Raw genomic sequence first — 23,140 nt, forward strand, 5'->3', positions numbered from 1 at the left:
GGTGTCGCTCAGGGCGGCAAACGACTTTGGATTCTGCCTTACTGCGTGCCTGATTTCTTCGTAGGTCTTCGTGGCATCATGCTCAGATCTCATGAAGTTATTCGGAAAATCGCTCATTGCATCCCGGAATACAGACAGGTGATGCTGCCGGATCTGGTCAACCATTTGCAAACCGGTCGTTGGACAGAACAATCTGATCTCAGTAATCCGCTGGTTGATCGTTTCGTTGGAGAAGCCATCAGTGAGTGCCATGCGCCAAAAAACGCTGGCGATATCGGCGCCCTTTTGCGCTTGGCCTCTCTCCTTGGCGACATCTTCCGCTTGCTTCAACTGCTGGCGAAGTTTCGCGATCGTGAACGGGCCGTTGATCTGGGAAACACCTTCAGTAAAGGCGGAAACTTTTGTGGCCAATGGTGGCAGGGAAGGGCTTGGGGTCGCGACGGCAATAGGTTGGGAACTAACGCGTAGTGGCCCCTGTGGCTCCTCTGCTTGACCGTCGGACCAGGGCTGCCGCGCTGCTGCGATCTGGGGCGCTTCGAATGACTGAAGGATGTCCGCTGAGGTCACCATCTCCTTTGCGCGATCTTCGTAGAGCTTGGCGCGAAAAATCTGAGCAACCTGTTCCGCGCCCAACGCAGCAAGTCTTGCGTGCAGGTATGCTTCCAAAATCTGATACTCGTGTTCAGCGGCGTAGAGATCCACAGCGCCTTTGACTTCTTGGGCACACCACTTGGGGTTTAGGCGAGAGGGAGGAAAGCCATCCTTGATCCCGTCTTTCAAGAGGCTTTCGATCACGGTGCGCTGGATGGGTGCAGCAGTGCCGGGGGCTGCCGAACGGCCAGACATCCGCTGCATTTGCGACTGACGGCGCAGGGTATCTTCAGCCGTGCATCAAAGTACTGCGCGATCAGCTCTTCAGGGAGGGGGTCAATTACGAAAAGAAAGGCGTCCAGCATGGCTTCGAACTCTGTAATCAGTGTTCTGGACCACGTATGCGCCGTTTTCTCGTCTGTCGTCCCCAAGCGATGCGAATGGGACGAATAGATGTGGATAACCCCGGGATGCGGCGTCGAAAATGAAAGTGGCGGCCTTGGCGGTAAAAGTAGGTTTGGATCGCATGATGCCCTCTTGATGAGGGACACCGAAGGACTGACCTGTTCACCAGGAGTGCATGCGTTGTGACATCTAGGTGTCAGCAAAGCGCCGAAACACCCGAAAGCGTACGGAGCTAAATCCGAAAACCACACGTTTTCAATAGCTTGAAGGAAAGTTGGCTCCGGCGGTAGGGATCGAACCTACGACCAATTGATTAACAGTCAACTGCTCTACCGCTGAGCTACGCCGGAATACCGAGGCTGCGTATAGCAATGGCATTTGGCTCCGACAAGAGGGTTTTCGTCAAAAAGCACAGTTTATTTGCACAGGGTTTCCCGGGGTTATTTTGAGGCCGAAAAAACACTGTCCGGTTTGATGGGCGATTGTGTGAAAGCGCGGTTTTGTTGTTTTAAGTCAATAAGATGGGCAAGAACATTGCGGGTTGCGGCAGGCCAAAGGTGGGTGGCAACATCGCGATAGACGACCTTGGTGATGTCAGCGGCTGTTGCGCTGCGGGTGGAAAGAACCTCAAGAATCTGTGCTTCGCGTTGCAGCCGGTGGTCAATCAGCCAGTCAATGCGCTCACAGGCGTTTTCGACCACAGCACCGTGACCGGGCAGCAGGCGTGCGGGGGCGCGGCCCCGCAGCGCACGGCACGAGGCCATAAAGTCCGTCAAATCCCCATCGGGTGGCGAAACAAGCGAGGTTGCCCACCCCATGACAAGATCACCTGAAAACACCGTATCACCAGTTTCGAACGTCATATGATTGCCAAAATGACCCGGTGTCCAATGGGCGGTCAGCGCCCAATCCGTGGCTTTTACAGTGTCGCCATCTTTCAAAGTGACATCAGCGCGGAATATTTCGTCTCGGCCTTCGCCGCCTGCAAGATCCGCATGGGCCATCAATTCGGTCATGATATCCGATCGACCAGCATCAGGGCCGCCAAAGGCGAAGACGGGCGCGCCTGTGCGTTCAGACAGTTTGCGGGCAAGCGGGCTATGATCCAGATGGGCGTGCGTCACCAGAATGTGTGTGATGCGTTGGTCGGGCGTCAGCGCGTCCAGCACTGCGGCAAGGTGTCTGTCATCATCTGGGCCAGGATCGATCACCGCAACATCGCGCGTGCCAATCAAATAGCTGTTGGTGCCAAATCCCGTCAGGGGCGAGGGGTTTTCGCAAATCACGCGTCGGATGGCAGGGCTGCCAGCGCGGGTCAGATCATAGGGTGTTTGGTAGGTCAGGCTCATTTATCGGCTTTCTTCGTGGCACGGCTGCGTCTACCAATAGGTATGTTTTTTGCTTGGCTCAAACGATACATGCCGCGGTCCCTTTACGGACGGGCAGCGTTGATCCTGATCCTGCCTGTCGTGATGCTTCAGGTGGTGGTGGCGATTGCCTTTGTCCAACGCCATTTTGAGGATGTCACAGCACAAATGAGCCGCGTCGTTGGTCTTGAGATTGCCTATATTCTGGAAACCGTCGAGGCGGCGGCTGACAGGCAGCAGGCAGCACAGATCGCGCAAGAGAGCGGCCGCGCATTGGAATTGGACGTCAACTTGCAAGATGTGGATGTGCGCGACGACCGCCCGTGGTTTGACCTGACTGGCATGACCGTGCGGCGGATCTTGTTTGAAATGGTTGATCCGATTGACGCGATTGATCTGGCAAGTGACGGTGACCGCGTGTCGCTTGTTGCCGCGTCGCGATATGGCCCTGTGGCGATACGGTTTGATCGCGTGCGCGTGTCGCCTGACAATCCCCACCAGCTGTTTGTCTGGATGCTTTTCATCGGGATCGTGATGACGATCATCGCATATATCTTTTTGCGCAACCAGTTGCGTCCCATCAAACGAATGGCGGATGCGGCCACCGCCTTTGGCCGTGGTCAGATTGTGCCTTATTGGCCATCGGGCGCGACAGAGATGCGGCTGGCGGGCAATGCGTTTCTGGACATGCGCGCACGTCTGGACCGTCATGCACAACAACGGCGTATGATGTTATCGGGCATCAGCCACGATTTGCGCACACCGCTTACGCGCATGCGGCTTGGGTTGTCGTTGATTGAGGACGACACAACAGATCTGGAGCGTGACATCCAAGAGATGCAAAGCATGCTGGATGAGTTTTTGAACTACGCCAAAGACGGCAGTTCCGAAGATGTAGAGCGCACGGATATGGGCGCCCTTGTCAAAGACTGCGTGGATACCGCGATAAGGGCCAATCATCCCGTGACGCTGGACAGCCCGCCCGCGGGTATTGTGATGGCTGTAAAGCCCCTTGCGATCAAGCGGGCCTTGGACAATCTGATTTCCAACGGGGCCAAATACGGAGGCCGCGTGGCCGTCAGCGTTTCGCAAATGGACCGATCGGTCCGTATCCGCGTGGAAGATGACGGCCCCGGCATTCCAGCAGATCAACGCGAGGATGCGGTTAAACCCTTCACGCGTCTGGAAGGGGGGCGCAATCAAAACAAGGCATCGGGCGTTGGCCTTGGGCTGGCTATTGCCAACGATATCATGCGCGCACACGGCGGCACCTTGCGCCTGTCGCAGTCAGACCGGATGGGCGGCCTGCGCGCGGATATGATATTCAGCAAGTAGGACAGTTTTGTGTGGTAGGCCCGGCAGGACTTGAACCCGCAACCAAAGCGTTATGAGCGCTCTGCTCTAACCAATTGAGCTACAGGCCCACACATTTAGCGAGCTACCGAGACATGGCCGCGTCGTCAAGATCATCCCGTCAAAAGCCTTGCCCACCTAATGCAGGCAAATGTCATTTGCGTGATTGATTAGCCCAACAAAAAAATTCATAACGCCAGCGTTCGGGGGCATCTCAGCCTTCAAGACAATTCGGCTCACTTAGCGCGTTCGAAGGGACTCAAAATGACATATCTTTGGCGGTGGGTTGGCCGATTTTTCCTGTATCTGGTGCTGACCCTCATCTTTATCATGCTGCTCAATATCACCTTGCAGGCCGTTCTGGGCGTCAGCTTGGGACAGATGGGTGGGGTTGTGGCAACCTTGGTGCCTGCATTTTTGACGGGAATGCAATTTGCCAAAGCGGAAAAACGTGTCATGACGCGTTCTGAGATGATCAAATTTGCGGCCTTTGTGGTGGCCATTCAATTGCTTATGGGGCTGTTTATCACGCTGGCGTCTGGATTGGTGCCGATGGATACGCTTGCGCCAGGTGCATTGCTTTTGGTGATGGTAGTTTTGTTTGTCGTCTATACGGGTGTGGCTGTTTTGTTTCTTTTTCTGGGCGGTCGGGACGGGATCAAACGCTGATCGGGCGGCAAAAGACAGATTGGCCCTTTGACGCATTCGGGCGGACCTGTTAGCAGGCGGCAACATTTGATGGAGCTGCTTTCATGTCGACCGATACCCCTTCAAACAAGACTGGCCTAAGCTACGCCGATGCGGGCGTTGATATTGATGCGGGCAATGCGCTGATTGACCGGATCAAGCCTGCGGCGAAAGCCACCAATCGCGCTGGTGTTATGGCGGGGCTTGGCGGGTTTGGCGGGTTGTTCGACCTAAAGGCGGCTGGATATTCCGACCCGATTTTGGTTGCGGCAACAGATGGTGTTGGCACGAAATTGCGGATCGCGATTGATACGGGCAACGTTGACGGGGTGGGCATTGATCTGGTCGCCATGTGTGTCAACGATCTGATCTGCCAAGGCGCGGAACCGCTGTTCTTTCTGGATTATTTCGCAACGGGTAAGTTGGACCTGGACCATGCAACGCGCGTGATCAACGGGATCGCCAAGGGCTGCCAAGACAGCGGCTGTGCGTTGATCGGCGGGGAAACCGCTGAAATGCCTGGCATGTATGAAGGTGGCGATTTTGATCTTGCGGGATTTGCCGTGGGTGCGATGGAACGCGGTGTGAGGTTGCCTGCGAATGTCCAAGCGGGTGATGTTTTGCTCGGGATTGCATCGAACGGTGTGCATTCAAACGGCTATTCGCTGGTCCGTAAAATCGTAGATGTGTCGGGGCTTGGATGGGACGCGTCGTGCCCATGGACCGAAGGCACCTTGGGCGCGGCCCTGCTTGAGCCTACGGCGCTTTACGTCAAAGGCGCGGTTGAGGCGATCAAGCACGCAGATGCGCTGCATGCGTTGGCCCATATTACAGGCGGTGGCCTGACCGAGAATTTGCCGCGCGCTTTGCCAGATGGTCTGGCCTGTCAGATTGATCTGTCTGCCTGGGATCTGCCGCCTGTCTTTAAGTGGCTGGCCGAGGTCGGTGGTATTGCCGAGGCCGAGATGCTGAAAACCTTTAACTGCGGCATTGGCATGGTGGCTTTTGTTCCAGAGGGTAAGGTGGATGTGGTGACAGACGCTTTTGCGCGTGATGGTCACGTGGTCACCGCGATTGGGCAGGTCAGCGAGGGGCAGGGCGACGTCAGCTACACAGGCACGCTTCTGTGACACTCCGCGTGGCGATCCTGATTTCGGGCGGCGGTTCGAATATGGTTAAGCTTGTCGAAAGTATGAGCGGCGACCATCCCGCGCGCCCGTGTCTTGTTCTGTCCAATATTGCGGGCGCAGGTGGTTTGGACAAGGCGGATGCACTTGGCGTGGAAACGGCCACGGTTGCGCACAAGAATTTCGCCACCCGCGAGGCCTTTGAAGAAGCACTACATGCGCGGCTTGAACAATCTCGCCCCGATATCATTTGCCTTGCGGGGTTTATGCGTATTCTGACGGCCGGATTTGTGTCGAAGTGGGAAGGGCGGATGCTGAATATTCACCCGTCGTTGCTGCCTAAATACCAAGGTCTGAACACCCACCAACGGGCGATTGATGCGGGTGATTCCTTGCATGGGTGCTCGATTCATGAAGTTACAGCCCTGCTGGATGATGGTCCAATTTGGGGGCAGGCAACCGTGCGGGTGCAGAAAGAGGATACCGCTGAGGTGCTTGCAAATCGTGTTTTGGTCCAAGAACATAAGTTATATCCAGAGGTTTTGCGCAAGTTTGCTGCGGCGCAGCAAGGTTGATCGCCGCAACTTGTAAGTTTTAATTGACGCGGGGGTGTCAGATAAATTGGACAAAATTGCTATATATTGCTGATAAAAAAGGCTAAACCAGACTGAGCAATCGCGCATGCAAGGCGGGCAATCTTGCACAAATTACAATCGGCGGCCAAGAATGAAGATACTCACAACGACCCAAGATCTCGCAGAATTCTGCGATCGCGCCAAATCCCATGACTATGTTACGATCGATACAGAGTTTTTGCGCGAACGGACGTATTATTCCAAACTTTGTTTGATCCAGATGGCATTCCCCGGCGGTGGGGATGATGACGCTGTGCTGGTCGATCCATTGGTGGGCGAGATGTCACTTGCGCCGCTTTATGATCTTTTTCGCGATACGTCTGTCGTCAAAGTGTTCCACGCCGCGCGGCAAGATTTGGAGATCTTTTTTGTTGATGCACAGGTCTTTCCCAACCCGCTTTTCGATACGCAAGTGGCCGCCATGGTCTGCGGGTTTGGCGAACAGGTCGGCTATGAGACTTTGGTGCGCAAAATTGCCAAACAACCGTTGGACAAATCCTCGCGGTTCACGGATTGGTCGCGCAGGCCGCTGTCTGATGCTCAGAAAAACTATGCCTTGGCCGATGTCACACATCTGCGCCAGATTTATGAATTTCTGTCGGCAGAGCTTAAAAAATCCAATCGCTACAAGTGGGTAGAGGAAGAACTTCAAGTTCTCACAAGCCCCGAGACCTACCAGATGATCCCGTCAGAGGCTTGGCGCCGTGTCAAAACGCGCACCAATTCAGGACGGTTTATGGCGCTTGTTCAGGCTTTGGCAGAATTCCGGGAAACCTATGCGCAGACCAAAAATGTGCCGCGCAACCGTGTGTTGAAAGACGATGCGTTGCTTGAAATGGCCTCTATGAAGCCTGGATCCTTAAAGGATCTTGGTGGTGCGCGGTTGTTGATGCGCGAAGCACGCAAAGGGGACATTGCACAAGGTATTTTGGACGCTGTTCAAAAGGGTTTGGCCTGTCCGCCCGAAGCCTACCCCAAAGTCGCCAATACAAAGGCAAATCAGCAGGTGAATCCGGCCTTGGCCGATCTGCTGCGTGTTTTGCTGAAAGCAAAATGCGATACGACGGGCGTGGCACAAAAACTGGTTGCCACAGCGTCGGAATTGGATGCAATCGCCTCTGGTGATAGATCGACCGGATCGCTGCGCGGTTGGCGGGCCGAGGTCTTTGGCGACGATGCACTGCGCCTGTGCGAGGGCAAGATTGGCCTTGCTGCTGACGGCGAAAAGGTTGTTACCGTCGAATTAAAATAGGGCGGCGCGCCTTTAGCGGCGGACCGAGCGTGCGGTGTTTGACCCCAGAACACGGATGATCCGCACATTTTGCAACTGTTGATCCGTCGCGAACTGCCCAACGATAATTTCACGCGAGGCCTGCGAGCCCACTGGCGCACCTGCGCGGGGCGGGATCACGCGAAACTCATAGGTCAAGGTTGTTGGGTCGTCGCTTTCAACTTCCACAAGCTCGGCCTCATAAAACGCCTGGCTTTGCGGCACGCCTGTCGCGCGAACAATGGCACCACCTGCCACGCGTTCGATGGTCAGCTGGCTGACGTCTTGCACCAGCGGGCGGGGGTCGATCTCGACAGAAATGTCTTCGACCAAAGGCTGCACACGTTCGGGGCGTTCGCGATCAAACCAATTCACAGGGTTCACGCGGCTTTCGGCCAGACGCCCGCATGCAGAGACGCCGAGACCTATAGCCAAAATCAGACAGATGTGTCGTGCAATGCGGTGAAACGGACGTGCGGACATAGGCGTGTTCCTTGATCTTCTTGCGCAATGCCTATCGGATCGCTGCGGTTTTGAAAAGCAGCAGTTATGCGCGATTTGCCCCTAGACGTGCGGGCACGCGCCGCCTACCTGTTTGGAACAAACGTAAGTGCGAGAGAGACGGACCATGGCCAGCGAAAAATTTGAAGACCTTGCCGAAACATTCGAGTTTCTGGACGACTGGGAAGATCGGTATCGTCACGTCATCGATATGGGTAAGTCATTTGAGGGGTTGGACCCCGCGTTTCAGGTGCCCGCCTTCAAGGTCGACGGCTGTGCAAGCCAGGTTTGGCTGCGCCCGATGATAGAGGGCACCGGACCTACGGCGCAGTTCGACTTTCAAGGCGAAAGCGATGCGATGATCGTCAAAGGGCTGATCGCGGTTTTGCACGACCTTTACGCAGGGCTTACTGTTAAAGAGGTGGGCGAGGTTGATGCGTTGGCCGAGCTTGGACGTCTTGGGCTGAACGAACATTTGTCGGCACAACGGTCCAACGGTGTGCGTGCGATGGTCGAACGTATCCGCCTGACCGCGGCCGAGGCCGTGTCAGCCTAAGACCCTGCTGCCCATGTCTGTAGGGTGGTCTGAAGTTCGCCGTATCCCGTAAACCTGCGTTCAAACGCCAAACCCAGTCTGTCTGCATGGTGTCTGGCCAGATCGGTCAGGGCTGCATCATCGGTCTGGGCTTGGTAAACAAGGGTGGTGTAATTGCCAAAATACATGTCGCGAAGTTCGGGATGTCTATCCAACCCAAGCGGTTTCATCACAAAGGCATGGAACTGTCGCACCAGAAAGTCTGTCAGATAAAAACAGGTAACTTCCCCGCGGGCGGCAAATTCGGCATTGCCTTCGAAAAACGCATAGCAATGGGGGCCTTCCACCAGCTCAACGCCTAAGGCCGCACAGCGCTTTTGCAACATACCGCCCGTGCCGCAATCGGCATAGACCACATATATGTGGTCATAGGCTGCGCGATGTTGGGTCACGGCTGCTTCTACCGCATCTGGAATTGCGTTGGGCGTGTTGTGCAAAAGGGCAGGCAGACACGTCAGATCCATGTGGTCCCATCCATTGGCTGCCTTGAGGGCCAGTATTTCGCGGGCCAGCGCACCGCATGCAACCAAAAGGACAGAACCAGACCCATTGGCGGGCAAGCCCTGAACTGCGAGTGTGTTGTCGTCCATATGCACCAGTCCCAACAAAAAGCCCCGCCCGAACAGGGCAGGGCGGCATTGCGTAAAGCCTGCGTCGGGCCGTTATCCCGCAGCCATTTGGTTGTGTTTGCGCGCGACGAAGGTTTTGGCCGTTTCAACAGCGACCGCGGCATCGCGGCAGTAGGCATCAGCGCCGATTGCCTTGCCAAACTCTTCGTTCAGCGGGGCACCGCCCACCAAAACGATATAGTCGTCGCGCACCCCTTTTTCGACCATCGTATCAATGACAACCTTCATGTAGGGCATGGTCGTGGTCAAAAGCGCCGACATGCCAAGGATGTCAGGTTTTTCTGCTTCCAATGCGTCGAGGTAGCTTTCCACAGGGTTGTTGATCCCAAGATCGACCACTTCGAAGCCCGCACCTTCCATCATCATTGATACAAGGTTTTTGCCGATATCATGGATGTCGCCTTTGACCGTGCCGATCACCATTTTGCCAACGCGCGGCGCACCTGTTTCGGCCAACAGCGGTTTGAGGATGAACATCCCACCCTTCATCGCATTGGCCGCCAGCAAAACCTCTGGCACGAACAAAATACCGTCGCGGAAGTCATTGCCCACGATTGTCATGCCGCCGACAAGCGCCTTGGTCAAAATATCGTATGGGGCCCAACCGCGTTCGAGAAGGATGTTTACGCCTTCTTCAATCTCTTCTTTGAGGCCGTCATAAAGGTCGTCAAACATCTGCGCGACAAGCTCTTCATCGTTCAGATCGGCGAGGATGATATCGTCTTCTTCGTCGGACATCGGGTCTTCCTTATTCAGGGCGCAGTCAGTTGCGCTACGTTTCCTACTCTCGAATATGGCAGAAAGATTTTTGTCTAACCTAGGGCATTTGCGACATAGATCGCTGTCTGGCCGACGCTGGTGCGACAACTTGCACGTTTTTTTGACAAAACGGTCTAGGCACTGCGTTTGGATCTTCGGGTGCGGCGGGGGGCAGGGCCGGCGCCGTCTGTGCCGTCAGAGGCAGATGAAAAACCGCCCAAAGCCTCTGTGATCTGATCAAGCGTCGGCTTGGATGCGGGGCTGCGCGTTTCAAGCGCTGCACGCATCGCGCGCAGGTGCTCGGGCGTGGTGCCACAGCACCCGCCGATGATCGTTGCGCCACTGTCGCGCGCAAGGCAGGCATAGTCGGCCATCAGATCAGGCGTGCCATCATAATGGATATGTCCGTCGTGGTATTTGGGGATACCAGCGTTGCCTTTGGCAATCAGCGGGACAGTTGGCGCGCAGGCGCTGAAGCCTTGAACGGTGCGCAGCAAGTCCGATGCGCCGACCCCGCAGTTTGCACCAAAGGCAATGGGGGCATGTTCCAGTTTGCCGACCTTGCGCACCATATCTGCGCTGGTCACACCCATCATGGTGCGTCCGGCCGTGTCAAAGCTCATGGTGCCGCACCAGGCCATACCCGCCAGTGAAAACGCCTTGGAGGCAGCCGCGAATTCTTCAAACGCCGAGATCGTTTCGACCCAAGCGACATCCGCGCCACCTTCTTTTAGACCTTCGGCTTGTTCGTGAAACATCTCGACCGCTATGTCGAAGGTCAGGCTACCCATTGGGGCCATAATCTCGCCCGTTGGTCCGACCGATCCGGCGACCACCACGTCGCGGCCCGACGCATCGGCGATGTCGCGGGCGATTTCGGCACCTGCTTTGTTCAGCTCGCGCACGCGACTTTGCGCATTATGCAGCGTCAATCGAGACGCATTTGCGCCGAATGTGTTGGTTAAAAACAGATCACTGCCAGCCTCTACCGCACCGCGATATAGGGTTTCGATACGATCAACGTGATCGACATTCCACAATTCGGGCGGGTCACCCGCACCAAGCCCCATGTTGAAAAGGTTTGTGCCGGTTGCGCCATCCGCCAAAAGCCAGTCGCGCTTGGACAGAAGATCGCTGAGTGCATTTGGATGGGTCATGACGCGTTCCAATCGTTGTGTCAGGGGCCCAATCGCAAATTGATGCACATTATGCAAATTCATAATCGGCATGATTATTATGAGGTGGCGGTGGTTTCACCTTTGTGGATGTGTCGCGTTACCTCAACGCCGCCCCAGAACAGATCCCAACGTGACGGCGCACAAGCGTAAAGCGGTTGCCAATCGGGCGCAAAAGCCTGTTTGAACTGGCGCAGTCCATCGCCCTTTGTGGCGTCAGACAGTGCGTTTTGTAAAAAGCTTGCGGTTGCATCGCGCGGTCGCGGGGCGGCGGCCAGCGAGATGGATGCAAGACCTGCCTGTTTGGCCGCATCAAGGGCCGCAACGATCAGCGTGTGCGCGGTGCCATCAGGTGCGTCTGTCCCAATGCGAACAAGGTCCAGTGTCCAATGGTGGTGCCCCGTATGAAAGCTGACGAAGCCGACCATTTGCTGGTTATAATAGGCGCCCAAGACAAGCTGGTCAGATAACCATGCCTGATCCATGCGTCCCATGGAAAATCCGCGTTCATTTTTATTGCGGTCCACCCAATCGCTTGCGACGCGTTGCAAGCAATCATGGGGCAGGGCGCTGTGGAACGTCCGGACGGAAACCGCCGCGCGCTTGGCTTTGCGTAATTTGCGCCGTACTTGACGAAACTCGGGGCCGGGCATGTCGGGGGCGGGATGTGTCGGGGTTTCGGCCTCATCAGAGATATGCATCGTCGTCCAGCCAAGGCGGCGGGCCGTCGCGGCCGTCTCCTGATTGCACTTATAGATGAAGGGGCGATATCCATGTGCCTTGGCGTGCTGGTCAAGGGCGGTGAGGGCGTTGGTGGCGGGGTCGGTGATCGGGTCGAACAGCACAGCAAGAGTGTTGCGCAAGGGGCGGGCCAGCCATGTGCCTGCCCCGTTTGCATCGGTCAGGATTTTCGAGCCTGCCGCACGCATCAATAGCGTTTCGCTGCGTTTCGCCTGGGCGGCTTGCGACAGCATTTTGGGTGATGGGTTGGCGAGGGTTGTTTGCGACAGCTGTTGTGATGTGCGGTCCAAGACCAAAACACCGACGGCCAGACCCGCAGGTAATGCGTAGTAAACAAGCCGGAACGCCAGCAAAGAGGCGACAACTTGCGCAGTGTCGGGGCTGGTGGGAAGTGCTGCAAGACCCGCCAGTAAGGCCAAATCAAACGGCCCGATGCCTGCAGGTGTGTTGGAAATCAGCGCGGCCCCAAGGCCCAGAAGGTAAAGCGCGAAGAGGTCAGCAAAGGCAATTCCGTCTGGCATAAGGGCAAAAAGCGCAAGAGCCGCGGCGGCCGTATCAAGTGCGGTCAGCGCAAGCATCTGCGCGCAGGCCCTTAGGGTGGGGATATGCACAGTGCGTCCGAAAAACCGAAGCGTGCCGAGATTGCGCCCAAGCGTCAACAGAACGGCGATGCCGATCAGAAATGCGATGCTTAGAACAGCCAAATCGGTTCGAAGGCCAAGGACCAGAAGGGTGATCGCCGTAAGTGTACCCCAAGCGAGGATGAAGCTGATCGCGACGGAGGCTGTCATTGCGCCGGATTTCATGACCCCCAGAGATGGCAGAAGTCGCCAACGCAAAAGGCTGCCCACAAGTGCGCTTGCGCCTGTGGCTTGGCCCAGGCCCACGGCTGCCATGCCTGCGATCCGCGTTCGCCGCATCGCGATGCCCGTTTTCAGGGTGCGATGCCAGATGCCGTCATAGCCACCCACCGCCCAAAAACTGATTGCGGTCCAAAAAAGCGCCATGAGCCATGCCGCTGCGGAAATATCCTTCCACGCGGCGCGAAGATCTTCCCAACTGGGAAGCGGCACTGTTTGCGCAATCCACACCAGGCACGCAATCACCACCACCAAAGGCGCGAAAAACCGCAACAGACGCAACACTTTTGTGCGCTTGGTCGCGCCGATGTTTTGGCCGTGGCCAAGTTTTTCAAAAGAGCTGTCTACAGTCATATGCCTGCAACTATGCTTGGCGGATCGTGTCGCCGTTTGGGGAAGAAAGGTGGCACCGAATATTTGCAATGCTAGTAAGGTCATTTAGGTCTGCATGCAATTTGTCAAAAATGTCGCGTTCTCCGTGCGGTTGCATGCCCAATTTGACCAGTTTTGCGGCATATGCATCGGGGGCAGGGTGATCCATGAGAGCCGCGGCCCAAAGTCCGGCAGCGCGATGTTTGGCCGTGCGCTGGCGAAATTCGGCGTCAGCGTCTAGGGCAAACTGGCTTTCAAACGCATGTTCGCGGCCCTTAAGAAATGTCATGGTCCAACCTACTTTCCGTCTTTGACTGGTGTAGGTGTTATATCCATCCAGCATGAATGCCGTCTTAACAGCCAACAAAAAAGAGGGGCCGGAGCCCCCCTTTGATCCGGTTTATTTGTCTAAAACCCTAGAGTTCTGACATGATCTGTTCTTTGGCCACGGCCATCAGTTCTGCCATTTTGGCGCGCAGGGTTGTTTCGTCGACCTTATCGCCCAGATCGCCTGCGACTTTACGATAGACATCTTCGTGACCCGCTTCTTCGAAATCGGATTTTACGACCTCTTTTGCATAGGCTTCGGCATCATCGCCCGATTTGCCCATCAGGTCGGCCGCCCAGAGGCCAAGGAGTTTGTTGCGTCGCGCATCCGCCTTGAACTGCATTTCGGCATCGTGGGCGAATTTGTTTTCGAATGCGTTTTCGCGGTCATCAAAAGTGCTCATCTGGGGTTGGTCCTTGTTATCCATTGGCTCGTGTTGAATATGGCGACGAACGCGGGCTATCGCAAGGCGACAGTGACGCGCTTGCGACAATGATGCGCTTGGCGTATGAGATGGCGCGAGTCTGCGGGTGGGCAAAGGCCCGATCATCGACGCAGACGCTTGATCACGGAGATCCCCGATGGCGCGTCGCAAACTTGTGTATGAAGGCAAGGCCAAAATTCTTTACGAAGGTCCAGAGCCCGGAACCTTCGTGCAGTATTTCAAAGATGATGCCACAGCTTTTAACGCCGAGAAAAAGGACGTTATCGAAGGCAAAGGCGTGTTGAATAACCGCCTTTCGGAATTCTTCATGACGGGGTTGGCGCAAATCGGTATCCCGACGCATTTTATCAAACGGCTGAACATGCGGGAGCAATTGATCCGTCAGTGCGAAATTATTCCGCTGGAAGTGATTGTGCGCAACCGTGCGGCGGGCTCTATCGCCAAGCGACTTGGCATGGAGGAGGGCACAGTGTTGCCGCGCCCGATTGTCGAATTTTCCTATAAAGACGACAGCTTGGGCGATCCTTTGGTACCCGAAGAATATATCATCGCGTTCGGATGGGCGTCGCAGCAGGATTTGGACGACATCATTGCGATGGCACTGCGGGTCAATGATTTCATGTCGGGGCTGATGTGCGGTGTCGGCATCACATTGGTGGATTTCAAGATCGAAATTGGCCGCGTGTGGGATGGTGATTACCAGCGTTTGATCGTTGCGGATGAAATCAGCCCCGACAGCTGCCGCCTGTGGGATCAGAAAACAGGCGAGAAACTGGATAAAGACGTGTTCCGCCGTGATCTCGGGGATTTGGCCGACGCCTATACCGAAGTGGCGCGTCGTCTGGGTGTGTTGCCTGCCAACGTCAGCAATGCCAGCAAACCAACACTTGTGAATTGAAGGACGAGCAAAATGAAAGCACGTGTGCATGTAATGTTGAAAAACGGTGTGCTGGACCCACAGGGCGAGGCCGTCAAACACGCCCTTGGAACGCTTGGGTTTGAGGGTGTTGATGGCGTGCGTCAGGGCAAGATCATCGAGCTTGATCTGGCCGATGGGACATCCGAAGCGACTGTCACTGAAATGTGCGAAAAGCTTTTGGCCAATACTGTGATCGAAAGCTACCAGATCGAAATCGCCTTATAGATGCGCGCTGCCGTTCTGCATGGCGTTCGCCAACCACTGAGCATCGAAACCGTTGCAGACCCCGATTGTCCGCCAAATGGCGTTGTTGTGCGGGTGCTGTCGTCTGGCGTGTGCCGAAGTGATTGGCATGTGTGGTCGGGTGGTGACGCGATAGCACTGCCGCTTATCCCGGGCCATGAATACTGTGGAGAAGTTGTTGCCGCAGGGGCCAATGTGCAGCGCTGGCGCGTGGGGGATCGCGTGATTGCGCCGTTTATTTTGGCATGCGGTCAGTGCCCGTCTTGCGCATCGGGGCATCAAACGACGTGCGCGACCCAAGTTTTGCCCGGTTTCAACTGCAATGGATCTTTTGCTGAATTTCTGGCGGTCCCGCATGCCGATGCAAACCTGACGGCCTTACCAGATGAACTGGCACCGCCTTTGGCGGCTGCCCTTGGCTGCCGTGTGACAACCGCGTGGCATGCTTTGACGGATCGCGCGGCGTTGCGGGCAGGCGAAACGGTTGCGATTTTTGGCGGCGGGGGAATTGGTCTGTCGGTTTTGTTGCTGGCAAAGGGATTGGGCGCACGTGTCATCGTTGTCGATATCGATGCCGATAAATTGTTATATGCCAAAGGATTAGGGGCCGATCTTACAGTAGATGCGTCCAAAACAGATGCGGTGTCTGTGATCCACGCGTGGACGAACGGTGGCGCGGACCTGAGCATCGAAGCACTGGGCATGCCGCAAACAACCATTCCCGCCTTGAAGGCCTTGGGCAAACTGGGGCGTATGGTGCAGGTGGGAATGCCCGCAGGCGATCACACGGTCATGCCAATCCCGATGGATGTTGTCTATGGCCAGCAACTCAGTGTGTTTGGCACGCGCGGGATGCCAGCGTGGAAATACCCGTCGCTTTTGTCCTTCATCCAGACCGCAAAGATTGATCTGACCCCGCTGGTCACCCGCACAATCGCCCTGAGCCAGGCAAGCGAAGCTGTTGCGGCCTTTGATGCACCAGCCCCGCCGGGAATTGCCGTTATAACTGATTTCGCGGGATAGACTCATGCGTCTGTGCCGACTAAACCCGCGCTAACATTCAAAAGGATCATCGCCATGAAAGCCGCTGTCATCGTTTTCCCAGGATCGAATTGTGATCGCGATATGAAGGTCGCTTTGGAACAGGCGGGCGCGGATGTCACAATGGTGTGGCACAAAGATGCGAACCTTCCTGACAACGTCGATTTGGTGGCCGTTCCGGGTGGGTTTTCTTTTGGCGACTACCTGCGGTGCGGTGCGATTGCGGCGCAATCACCCGTGTGCCAAGCGGTTGTGGATCACGCCAAACGGGGTGGCTATGCGCTTGGGGTTTGCAATGGTTTTCAGGTGCTGACCGAAACGGGCCTTTTGCCGGGCGCTTTGATGCGCAATGGCGCATTGAAATTTGTGTCGAAAACCGTCGGATTGCAGGTTGTGACCTCCAACAGTGATTTCACCAATGGTTATAACGCGGGCGATATCTTGCAAATTCCTGTGGCCCACCACGATGGCAACTACTTCGCAAATGATGCGCTTTTGGAAGTGTTGCAGGGGGATGACCGCATTGCCTTTACCTACGAAACGCCGATCAACGGAAGCCGTGCGGATATCGCAGGTGTTCTGTCTGAAAACCGCCGCGTTTTGGGGATGATGCCACACCCCGAACGCGCCATTGACCCGCTGCACCCAAGCACAGATGGTCAGGCGATGTTCCGCGCATTGGTTGACGGATTGGTCAACGCCTGACTTGGCAGCCAGCGGGCAGGGCGGTAGTCTGACCCAATGGCGCTGCAAGATACATCCCTGTCAGATCGACCCCAACGTGATCGTGGCGCGATGAGTTGGCGTGTGCGCGCCTTGCTTTTGCTGTTGTTTGCGCTGGCGGGTGTCACAATTTGGATCACCAATTTAATCCTGACAGAACGGTTCACGGAAACCACGCGCAACCGCGCCGAGGTGCGTCTTACCCTCTATAGCGCCAATATCCTGTCCGAATTGCAACGCAACGCCATTGTGCCACAGCTTTTGGCACGTGACCCGACGTTGATTTCGGCACTGAACGCGGCGGACTATTCGCAAACAACGCAGCGGTTGATTTCCTTTGTGGATGAAATTGGTGCGGCGTCCTTGATGCTCATGGATATTGACGGGCGCGCTGTGGCCACCACCAACCGTGAGGAACTGGGATCAACCCATCGCACCAAGGCCTATTTCGTGGATGCGCTGCGCTCGAACGACACTGTGTTTACATCCGAAGAGCGGGAAGAGGGCGGCTTTGCCTTTCGCTATTCGCGCAGTGTTTTGGTGGGCGGAGAACGGCTTGGTGTTGTTGTGGTCGAGGTTGATCTGCAAAAGTTTGAACGCAGTTGGGCGGGCATTTCGGACGCTGTTTTGGTCACCAACAGTGAAGGCACGATTATCCTTGCCACCGAACCGCGCTGGCGCGGGCAGGCAGAAGTGGCCGCGCTGAGTGATACGTCTGTGCCCACGGCTCTGCAGCGTGCGCTGCAGGCAACGGCCGATTGGAACACCACGCCAGACGCTTATCTGAGCGGTCGTGGGGTGATGCGGCTGGAGGCGCGTATTCCGTTTCGCGGCTGGCGGCTGGCCAGTTTCACATCTTTTGAATCAGTGCGCGAGCGTGTGAACGGCGTGCTGGCGCTTGAGATTATGGCCTTTGCAATTCTACTGGCCTTGGCGTTCTATTTTCTTAACCGGAAATCTGCATCCCTTGCCCGTGTGTTCCAACTGGAAAGTGCGGAATTGCGGGCGCTGAACGCGCGACTGCAACAAGAGATTGCAGAGCGTCAAAGGGTGCAGGCGGATCTGAAAAGCGCCGAACAAACCTTGGCGCAATCCTCGAAATTGGCGGCTTTGGGCGAAATGTCCGCGGCGGTCAGCCATGAATTGAACCAGCCGCTTGCGGCGATGAAAACCTATCTGGCAGGGGCCAAGCTGTTGTTGCAGCGCAAACGCTCCGAAGAGGCTTTGTCGTCGTTCGCGCGGATTGATGATCTGATCGAACGGATGGGGGCGATCACCCGTCAGCTTAAATCCTACGCGCGCAAGGCAGGTGACAGTTTTGAACCTGTGAACTGCGAAGAGGCGATCAATTCGGCGCTTGCGATCATGGAGCCGCAACTAAAAAGCCGAACCGTGCAGATCACCAAAACCATGCCACCGATGGACGTATTGGTCATGGCCGATCGGCTGCGGTTGGAGCAGGTCATCATTAACCTTTTGCGCAACGCGCTGGATGCGACGCGCTCCAGTGATGATCCTGCGCTGGATATCTTGCTGACGGTGGGGGACGAAGTTCTGCTGGCGGTGCGTGACAATGGCACGGGGATCGAAAACCTCGATGATCTGTTTGAGCCGTTTTACACCACCAAACAACCCGGAGATGGGGTCGGGCTTGGGCTTGCCATATCGTCTGGCATCGTGGGCGACCTTGGAGGACGTCTGACCGCGCGGAATGCCGCCAATGGCGGGGCTGTTTTTGAGGTACGGCTTCCCATTTACCGCGAAGACGCAGACAGTGGTGTCGCGGCGCAATAAGATCGAGCGGCGCAAAAAGCACATCAAGAAGGAGCCATAAGTCATGGTGAAACCAATGAAAATTGCGATTGTGGATGATGAGCGTGATATGCGCCAGTCCATCAGCCAGTGGTTGGCCCTTTCAGGTTATGAAACAGAAACCTTTGCCAGTGCCGAGGATGCCTTGAAAGGCCTTGAGCAAGACTACCCCGGCGTCGTGGTGAGCGATATCAAAATGCCCGGCATGGACGGCATGCAGTTTCTCAAGCGCCTTATGGCCGTCGATAGCGCGCTGCCCGTTATTATGATCACAGGGCATGGTGACGTGCCTATGGCGGTCGAGGCGATGCGGGTCGGCGCGTTTGATTTTCTTGAAAAGCCATTCAACCCCGATCGCATGTCCGAATTGGCCAAAAAGGCCACTAAAGCCCGCCGTCTGACGCTGGACAACCGCGCCTTGCGCCGCGAGCTTTCAGATGGTGGTGCACTGATGAAAAAGCTCATCGGGGTCAGCCCCGCGATGGAGCGGCTTAAAGAAGACATTCTGGATCTGGGGCAGGCGGACGGCCATGTTCTGATCGATGGTGAAACGGGCACTGGCAAAACGCTTGTCGCGCATGCGCTGCATGCGGTTGGCGCGCGCGCATCGAAGCGATTTGTTATCGTAAGCTGCTCTGCCTTCGAAGAGAACGCGCTGATTGAGCGGCTGTTTGAACCGGGCAGCGATGGCAGCATCCCTGCGATTGAAGAGGCCCGAGGCGGCACTTTGGTGCTGGAAGACATCGAAAGCCTGTCGGATGCCGCCCAAGCGCGGTTGTTGCAGGTCATCAACGAACAGGGCTCTCCTGCGGAAACACGCATTGTTGCCATCTCGAACCTGCAAGAGCAGGGCCGCACATGCGAAGATGTTTTGCGTGGCGATTTGTTTTACCGCCTTGCCGCGTTGCGGATCACCGTGCCGCCGCTGCGCAAACGCGGTGAGGATATTTTGACCCTTTTCACCCGTCTATCTGATCAATTTGCCGAAGAATACGGCTGCGATGCGCCGCAGGTCAGTGCACAAGAAGCGGCCCAGTTGTTGCAAGCCCCTTGGCCCGGCAACGTGCGTCAGTTGATCAATATCGCCGAACGGGCTGTGTTACAAAACCGCCGTGGCTCTGGCTCGATCACATCGCTTCTTATGGCTGATACCGATCAAATCGCGCCGGTTATGACCACCGAAGGCAAGCCGCTTAAGGAATATGTCGAAGCGTTTGAACGGATGCTGATCGACAACACAATGCGTCGCCACAAAGGCAGCATCGTCAGTGTAATGGAAGAACTTTGCCTTCCGCGCCGCACATTGAACGAGAAAATGGCCAAATACGGGCTGCAGCGATCTGACTACTTGGCCTAGCACAACCATCGCGTGTCGGCGCAATTTGCCCACTGTGCGTCTTTGTCCATTGTATTTCATATCATACTGTCGTTATGTGTAAGGACGCGGGCTCAAAAGTGGTGCCGCGGTATGAGTTTCGCTGATTTGTCGTGGAGACCGCATAAAGCGGGAAAAGACCAGACAGATCAGACCGAGAGCGGGTCATTTGACCCAAGAGTAATTGGCCCGATCCCTGCTTTTGCAGATGGATGCGGGCGATAAAACGGGCGCACCGCACAAAAGCGGCCAGCGTCGGAGAAGAAACGCGATGACGCGCGCGACGATAGGACAGCAGCAGATGACAGGCCTTTTCGGCCTGCCTGTTGACGGGTCTTTCGCACTGCACATCGCCTCAGATAGACACCCATCCGATCAACTGTTTACGCGTTTCAGGCCACCGCCTGGGATGTTTAAGCGTTTGGGCGGACGGTGCGAATGGATACAATGCCTAAAAAGATGCTTATTGACGCCACACACGCCGAGGAAACACGCGTTGTAGTAGTTGATGGAAACAAAGTTGAAGAGTTTGACTTTGAATCCGAAAATAAACGCCAGCTTGCAGGAAATATTTACCTCGCCAAAGTTACACGGGTGGAACCTTCGCTTCAGGCGGCTTTCGTGGACTATGGTGGAAATCGCCACGGGTTTCTGGCGTTTTCGGAAATTCATCCTGACTACTATCAAATTCCTGTTGCGGACCGAGAGGCGCTTTTGGCCGAAGAGCGCGCGTATGCCGAAAGCCTGAAGGCGCAGGAAGAGGAAGAAGAAAACAAACCCAAGCGCGGGCGCCGTCGTGGCGGTCGCGGGCGGTCCAAGGCGCAATCTGCCAAGCACGATGATGCCGTTGTGACAGCCGAGGTCGCGGACGACGCTGTGCCCGGAATGGAGACGATTGATCTGGATGCAGATGCGCCAGAAGGATCCTCGCCGATGGAGCTGGTGGGCGAAACACCCGTTGAAACACCTGCCGCTGACGAGGTGAGTTCTGATGCAGGCGAGGGGGCAGATGATGCGCCTGCGCTGAAAAAAGACACCGCAGCACAGAACGACACAGATGACGACACTGATAACAGTGATGAGGATAGCGCACCTACGGCATCCGACAAAGACGACAGCATTGACACTGTCGCCGATGACGATGACGCCGAAGAAGTGCGCCGCGTGCGCAAGCCACGTCCGCGTCGCTACAAAATTCAGGAAGTGGTCAAGGTTCGTCAAATCCTGCTTGTGCAGGTTGTCAAGGAAGAGCGCGGCAACAAAGGTGCCGCACTTACCACATACCTGAGCCTTGCTGGCCGCTATTGTGTTTTGATGCCAAATACAGCGCGTGGCGGCGGTATCAGCCGCAAGATCACCAATGCAGCGGACCGCAAAAAGCTCAAAGAAATTGCCAATGAAATTCAGGTTCCTGACGGGGCTGGCCTGATCGTGCGCACGGCGGGGGCCAAGCGGACCAAGTCGGAAATCAAGCGCGACTATGAGTATTTGCAACGCCTTTGGGAACAAATCCGCGAGCTGACCCTCAAATCCATGGCACCTGCCAAGATTTACGAGGAAGGCAACCTGATCAAACGCTCCATCCGCGACCTTTACAACCGCGAGATTGATGAGGTCTGGGTTGAGGGCGAGGTTGGGTATCGCACGGCAAAAGATTTCATGAAAATGATCATGCCGAGCCACGCCAAAAACGTAAAGCGTTACGAAGACAGCCTGCCGCTGTTTGCACGTCATCAGGTCGAAACCTATCTGGCGGGCATGTTCAATCCAACGGTGCAACTGCCATCGGGCGGCTATATCGTAATTGGCGTAACCGAAGCGCTTGTGGCTGTTGATGTGAACTCGGGTCGCGCCACGAAAGAGGGCAGCATCGAACAAACCGCTCTCAAGACCAATCTTGAAGCCGCCGATGAGGTGGCGCGACAGCTGCGTCTGCGCGACCTTGCCGGTTTGATCGTAATCGACTTCATCGATATGGACGAGCGCAAGAATAATTCAGCCGTTGAAAAGCGGATGAAAGACAAGCTCAAGACCGACCGCGCCCGTATTCAGGTGGGTCGCATCTCGGGCTTTGGCCTGATGGAAATGTCGCGCCAACGCCTGCGTCCAGGTATGTTGGAGGCCACAACACAGCCCTGTCACGCCTGTCACGGCACGGGGCTTATCCGGTCCGATGACAGCACGGGCCTGTCGATCTTGCGCCAGCTGGAAGAAGAAGGCGTGCGCGGTCGCACCAAAGAGGTATTGGTCAAATGCCCCGTTGGTATTGCCAATTTCTTGATGAACATGAAGCGCGAACACATCGCCCAGATCGAAGAACGTTATGGCATGTCTGTGCGGATCGAAGGTGATCCTGCTTTGGTAAGCCCTGATTTCTCGATGGAGAAATTCAAGACAGCCAGCCGCGTTGTCAAAGCCGCTGCACCTGTGGTTTCGGTGGATGCTTCGATCATGGCGGGCATCGATGATGATGTGGAAGAGGCAGAAGCTGAGGCCGCCAAGCCAGCCGCGACCGAGGACGAACAGCAGCCCAAAAAACGCCGTCGTCGCCGTCGTCGTCGTCGGGGCGGCAATGACAACCGCGATGACGCTGCAAGCCAAGACGACGCCAAAGACGCGTCGGCGGATGAAACACCTGCGCAAGCAGATGCAGACGCCGACACACCGTCTGAAGAGGCCGCTGAGGAAAAACCAAAGCGCCGGTCACGCAGCCGCAAAAAAGCCGATGTTGCACCAGACGCAGAGGTAGAAGCGGAGGCAGAGCCGAAAGCAGACACAGAAGACGCGCCTGCCGAAAAGCCCAAGCGCAAACGCGCACCGCGTAAGACTGCGGCGCAAAAACGGGCAGAAGAAGAGGCAAAAGCGGCAGAGGATGCAACGCCCGATACGCCAGCCGCGCCAGCAGAACCTGCCCAGGCCGAGGAGAAGCCCAAGCGCAAACGCGCACCGCGCAAAACCGCAGCGCAAAAACGGGCGGAAGAAGAGGCCCAAGCAGCTGACGCGCCTGCGCAAGAACCCGTCCTTGAAACGGTCGCACCCGCGCAGCCCGAGCCCGTGGCCGAGACGCCTGCGGCTGACACGCCGAAAGCGGATAAGCCCAAGCGCCGCGGATGGTGGAACCTTGGCAAATAGCCACCGGTGATCTGATCTTAAAAGCCGCGCCTGCCAAGCAGTGCGCGACTTTTTT

Annotated in this window: 22 protein-coding genes and 2 tRNA genes; 14 read left to right on the forward strand and 10 right to left on the reverse strand. The window is 56.1% G+C overall.

Features of this window, described 5'->3' with window-relative positions:
* The first annotated feature begins 45 nt into the window (after positions 1–45).
* Positions 46–468: a hypothetical protein gene (locus L1065_RS00195; protein ID WP_237093431.1), complete on the forward strand. Its 423-nt coding sequence runs from the start codon at positions 46–48 to the stop codon at positions 466–468.
* Between the two features lie 803 nt (positions 469–1,271).
* On the opposite strand, the gene L1065_RS00200 is transcribed toward L1065_RS00195, so the two are convergent.
* Positions 1,272–1,346, reverse strand: a tRNA-Asn gene (locus L1065_RS00200).
* 90 nt (positions 1,347–1,436) lie between these two features.
* Positions 1,437–2,345: an MBL fold metallo-hydrolase gene (locus L1065_RS00205; RefSeq protein ID WP_237093432.1), complete on the reverse strand. Its 909-nt coding sequence runs from the start codon at positions 2,343–2,345 to the stop codon at positions 1,437–1,439.
* Positions 2,346–2,414: 69 nt separating this feature from the next.
* Between L1065_RS00205 and L1065_RS00210 the strand changes: the two genes are divergently transcribed.
* Complete coding sequence (locus L1065_RS00210) at positions 2,415–3,698, forward strand: ATP-binding protein (protein WP_237093433.1); 1,284 nt, start codon at positions 2,415–2,417, stop codon at positions 3,696–3,698.
* A 12-nt stretch (positions 3,699–3,710) separates the two neighbouring features.
* Here L1065_RS00210 and L1065_RS00215 read toward each other — a convergent pair.
* Positions 3,711–3,787, reverse strand: a tRNA-Ile gene (locus tag L1065_RS00215).
* A gap of 193 nt (positions 3,788–3,980) precedes the next feature.
* Here L1065_RS00215 and L1065_RS00220 point away from each other — a divergent pair.
* The 4 genes from L1065_RS00220 (at position 3,981) to rnd (ending at position 7,417) form a co-directional block, all read left to right on the forward strand.
* On the forward strand, positions 3,981–4,385 hold the full coding sequence (locus L1065_RS00220) for an ABZJ_00895 family protein (RefSeq protein WP_237093434.1): 405 nt from the start codon (positions 3,981–3,983) through the stop codon (positions 4,383–4,385).
* 83 nt (positions 4,386–4,468) lie between these two features.
* Positions 4,469–5,533, forward strand: a complete 1,065-nt coding sequence (purM, locus tag L1065_RS00225; protein ID WP_237093435.1) for a phosphoribosylformylglycinamidine cyclo-ligase — start codon at positions 4,469–4,471, stop codon at positions 5,531–5,533.
* Positions 5,530–6,105 (forward strand): phosphoribosylglycinamide formyltransferase, encoded by a 576-nt coding sequence (gene purN, locus L1065_RS00230; RefSeq protein WP_370641096.1) that lies wholly within the window; start codon positions 5,530–5,532, stop codon positions 6,103–6,105. The genes purM and purN overlap by 4 nt, the downstream gene beginning before the upstream one ends.
* 151 nt (positions 6,106–6,256) lie before the next feature.
* Positions 6,257–7,417: a ribonuclease D gene (rnd, locus tag L1065_RS00235; protein ID WP_237093436.1), complete on the forward strand. Its 1,161-nt coding sequence runs from the start codon at positions 6,257–6,259 to the stop codon at positions 7,415–7,417.
* Between the two features lie 12 nt (positions 7,418–7,429).
* Here rnd and L1065_RS00240 read toward each other — a convergent pair whose 3' ends face one another.
* Positions 7,430–7,918 carry a hypothetical protein gene (locus L1065_RS00240; protein WP_237093437.1) on the reverse strand — a complete coding sequence of 163 codons (489 nt, stop codon included), beginning with the start codon at positions 7,916–7,918 and terminating at the stop codon, positions 7,430–7,432.
* Between the two features lie 145 nt (positions 7,919–8,063).
* On the opposite strand from L1065_RS00240, the gene L1065_RS00245 reads away from it, so the two are divergent.
* Positions 8,064–8,492 carry a SufE family protein gene (locus L1065_RS00245; RefSeq protein WP_237093438.1) on the forward strand — a complete coding sequence of 143 codons (429 nt, stop codon included), beginning with the start codon at positions 8,064–8,066 and terminating at the stop codon, positions 8,490–8,492.
* On the opposite strand, the gene L1065_RS00250 is transcribed toward L1065_RS00245, so the two are convergent.
* The 6 genes from L1065_RS00250 to L1065_RS00275 form a co-directional block, all read right to left on the reverse strand.
* Entirely contained in the window at positions 8,489–9,121 is a 633-nt protein-coding gene (locus L1065_RS00250; protein WP_237093439.1) for a DUF1638 domain-containing protein, read from the reverse strand. The genes L1065_RS00245 and L1065_RS00250 overlap by 4 nt on opposite strands.
* A gap of 72 nt (positions 9,122–9,193) precedes the next feature.
* Positions 9,194–9,898, reverse strand: coding sequence for a B12-binding domain-containing protein (locus tag L1065_RS00255; protein ID WP_237093440.1), 705 nt, complete (start codon positions 9,896–9,898; stop codon positions 9,194–9,196).
* Between the two features lie 155 nt (positions 9,899–10,053).
* A complete protein-coding gene (bmt, locus tag L1065_RS00260) occupies positions 10,054–11,076 on the reverse strand; it encodes a betaine--homocysteine S-methyltransferase (RefSeq protein ID WP_237093441.1) in 1,023 nt (340 codons plus the stop codon).
* Between the two features lie 77 nt (positions 11,077–11,153).
* A complete protein-coding gene (locus tag L1065_RS00265; protein ID WP_237093442.1) occupies positions 11,154–13,049 on the reverse strand; it encodes a phosphatidylglycerol lysyltransferase domain-containing protein in 1,896 nt (631 codons plus the stop codon).
* A gap of 10 nt (positions 13,050–13,059) precedes the next feature.
* A complete protein-coding gene (locus tag L1065_RS00270; protein ID WP_237093443.1) occupies positions 13,060–13,356 on the reverse strand; it encodes an ATPase inhibitor subunit zeta in 297 nt (98 codons plus the stop codon).
* A gap of 127 nt (positions 13,357–13,483) precedes the next feature.
* Positions 13,484–13,798: a DUF1476 domain-containing protein gene (locus tag L1065_RS00275; protein ID WP_237093444.1), complete on the reverse strand. Its 315-nt coding sequence runs from the start codon at positions 13,796–13,798 to the stop codon at positions 13,484–13,486.
* A 178-nt stretch (positions 13,799–13,976) separates the two neighbouring features.
* Between L1065_RS00275 and purC the strand changes: the two genes are divergently transcribed.
* The 7 genes from purC to L1065_RS00310 all read left to right on the forward strand — a co-directional run bounded on the left by purC (position 13,977) and on the right by L1065_RS00310 (position 23,085).
* Positions 13,977–14,738: a phosphoribosylaminoimidazolesuccinocarboxamide synthase gene (gene purC, locus L1065_RS00280; protein ID WP_237093445.1), complete on the forward strand. Its 762-nt coding sequence runs from the start codon at positions 13,977–13,979 to the stop codon at positions 14,736–14,738.
* A gap of 12 nt (positions 14,739–14,750) precedes the next feature.
* A complete protein-coding gene (gene purS, locus L1065_RS00285) occupies positions 14,751–14,984 on the forward strand; it encodes a phosphoribosylformylglycinamidine synthase subunit PurS (RefSeq protein WP_237093446.1) in 234 nt (77 codons plus the stop codon).
* Positions 14,985–16,025, forward strand: coding sequence for an alcohol dehydrogenase catalytic domain-containing protein (locus tag L1065_RS00290; protein WP_237093447.1), 1,041 nt, complete (start codon positions 14,985–14,987; stop codon positions 16,023–16,025). It begins immediately after the preceding gene.
* Between the two features lie 54 nt (positions 16,026–16,079).
* Positions 16,080–16,748, forward strand: a complete 669-nt coding sequence (gene purQ / locus L1065_RS00295) for a phosphoribosylformylglycinamidine synthase subunit PurQ (RefSeq protein WP_237093448.1) — start codon at positions 16,080–16,082, stop codon at positions 16,746–16,748.
* A gap of 36 nt (positions 16,749–16,784) precedes the next feature.
* Positions 16,785–18,560 (forward strand): ATP-binding protein, encoded by a 1,776-nt coding sequence (locus tag L1065_RS00300; protein WP_237093449.1) that lies wholly within the window; start codon positions 16,785–16,787, stop codon positions 18,558–18,560.
* Between the two features lie 43 nt (positions 18,561–18,603).
* Entirely contained in the window at positions 18,604–19,935 is a 1,332-nt protein-coding gene (locus L1065_RS00305; RefSeq protein WP_237093450.1) for a sigma-54 dependent transcriptional regulator, read from the forward strand.
* Between the two features lie 465 nt (positions 19,936–20,400).
* Complete coding sequence (locus tag L1065_RS00310) at positions 20,401–23,085, forward strand: ribonuclease E/G (RefSeq protein ID WP_237094508.1); 2,685 nt, start codon at positions 20,401–20,403, stop codon at positions 23,083–23,085.
* Positions 23,086–23,140 lie beyond the last annotated feature (55 nt).

This window comes from Nereida sp. MMG025 (genome assembly GCF_021654165.1).
In the GTDB taxonomy this organism is placed as follows: domain Bacteria; phylum Pseudomonadota; class Alphaproteobacteria; order Rhodobacterales; family Rhodobacteraceae; genus Nereida.

Excerpts from the sequence above, each read along its gene's own strand:
- L1065_RS00220 (WP_237093434.1), top strand. The coding sequence starts at position 3,981 with ATGACATATCTTTGGCGGTGGGTTGGCCGATTTTTCCTGTATCTGGTG.
- L1065_RS00245 (WP_237093438.1), top strand. The coding sequence starts at position 8,064 with ATGGCCAGCGAAAAATTTGAAGACCTTGCCGAAACATTCGAGTTTCTG.
- L1065_RS00250 (WP_237093439.1), bottom strand. The coding sequence starts at position 9,121 with ATGGACGACAACACACTCGCAGTTCAGGGCTTGCCCGCCAATGGGTCT.
- L1065_RS00265 (WP_237093442.1), bottom strand. The coding sequence starts at position 13,049 with ATGACTGTAGACAGCTCTTTTGAAAAACTTGGCCACGGCCAAAACATC.
- L1065_RS00290 (WP_237093447.1), top strand. The coding sequence starts at position 14,985 with ATGCGCGCTGCCGTTCTGCATGGCGTTCGCCAACCACTGAGCATCGAA.
- purM (WP_237093435.1), top strand. The coding sequence starts at position 4,469 with ATGTCGACCGATACCCCTTCAAACAAGACTGGCCTAAGCTACGCCGAT.
- L1065_RS00210 (WP_237093433.1), top strand. The coding sequence starts at position 2,415 with ATGCCGCGGTCCCTTTACGGACGGGCAGCGTTGATCCTGATCCTGCCT.
- L1065_RS00255 (WP_237093440.1), bottom strand. The coding sequence starts at position 9,898 with ATGTCCGACGAAGAAGACGATATCATCCTCGCCGATCTGAACGATGAA.
- purS (WP_237093446.1), top strand. The coding sequence starts at position 14,751 with ATGAAAGCACGTGTGCATGTAATGTTGAAAAACGGTGTGCTGGACCCA.
- L1065_RS00205 (WP_237093432.1), bottom strand. The coding sequence starts at position 2,345 with ATGAGCCTGACCTACCAAACACCCTATGATCTGACCCGCGCTGGCAGC.
- L1065_RS00310 (WP_237094508.1), top strand. The coding sequence starts at position 20,401 with ATGCCTAAAAAGATGCTTATTGACGCCACACACGCCGAGGAAACACGC.
- L1065_RS00275 (WP_237093444.1), bottom strand. The coding sequence starts at position 13,798 with ATGAGCACTTTTGATGACCGCGAAAACGCATTCGAAAACAAATTCGCC.
- rnd (WP_237093436.1), top strand. The coding sequence starts at position 6,257 with ATGAAGATACTCACAACGACCCAAGATCTCGCAGAATTCTGCGATCGC.
- purQ (WP_237093448.1), top strand. The coding sequence starts at position 16,080 with ATGAAAGCCGCTGTCATCGTTTTCCCAGGATCGAATTGTGATCGCGAT.
- L1065_RS00300 (WP_237093449.1), top strand. The coding sequence starts at position 16,785 with ATGGCGCTGCAAGATACATCCCTGTCAGATCGACCCCAACGTGATCGT.
- L1065_RS00270 (WP_237093443.1), bottom strand. The coding sequence starts at position 13,356 with ATGACATTTCTTAAGGGCCGCGAACATGCGTTTGAAAGCCAGTTTGCC.
- purC (WP_237093445.1), top strand. The coding sequence starts at position 13,977 with ATGGCGCGTCGCAAACTTGTGTATGAAGGCAAGGCCAAAATTCTTTAC.
- L1065_RS00240 (WP_237093437.1), bottom strand. The coding sequence starts at position 7,918 with ATGTCCGCACGTCCGTTTCACCGCATTGCACGACACATCTGTCTGATT.
- L1065_RS00305 (WP_237093450.1), top strand. The coding sequence starts at position 18,604 with ATGGTGAAACCAATGAAAATTGCGATTGTGGATGATGAGCGTGATATG.
- bmt (WP_237093441.1), bottom strand. The coding sequence starts at position 11,076 with ATGACCCATCCAAATGCACTCAGCGATCTTCTGTCCAAGCGCGACTGG.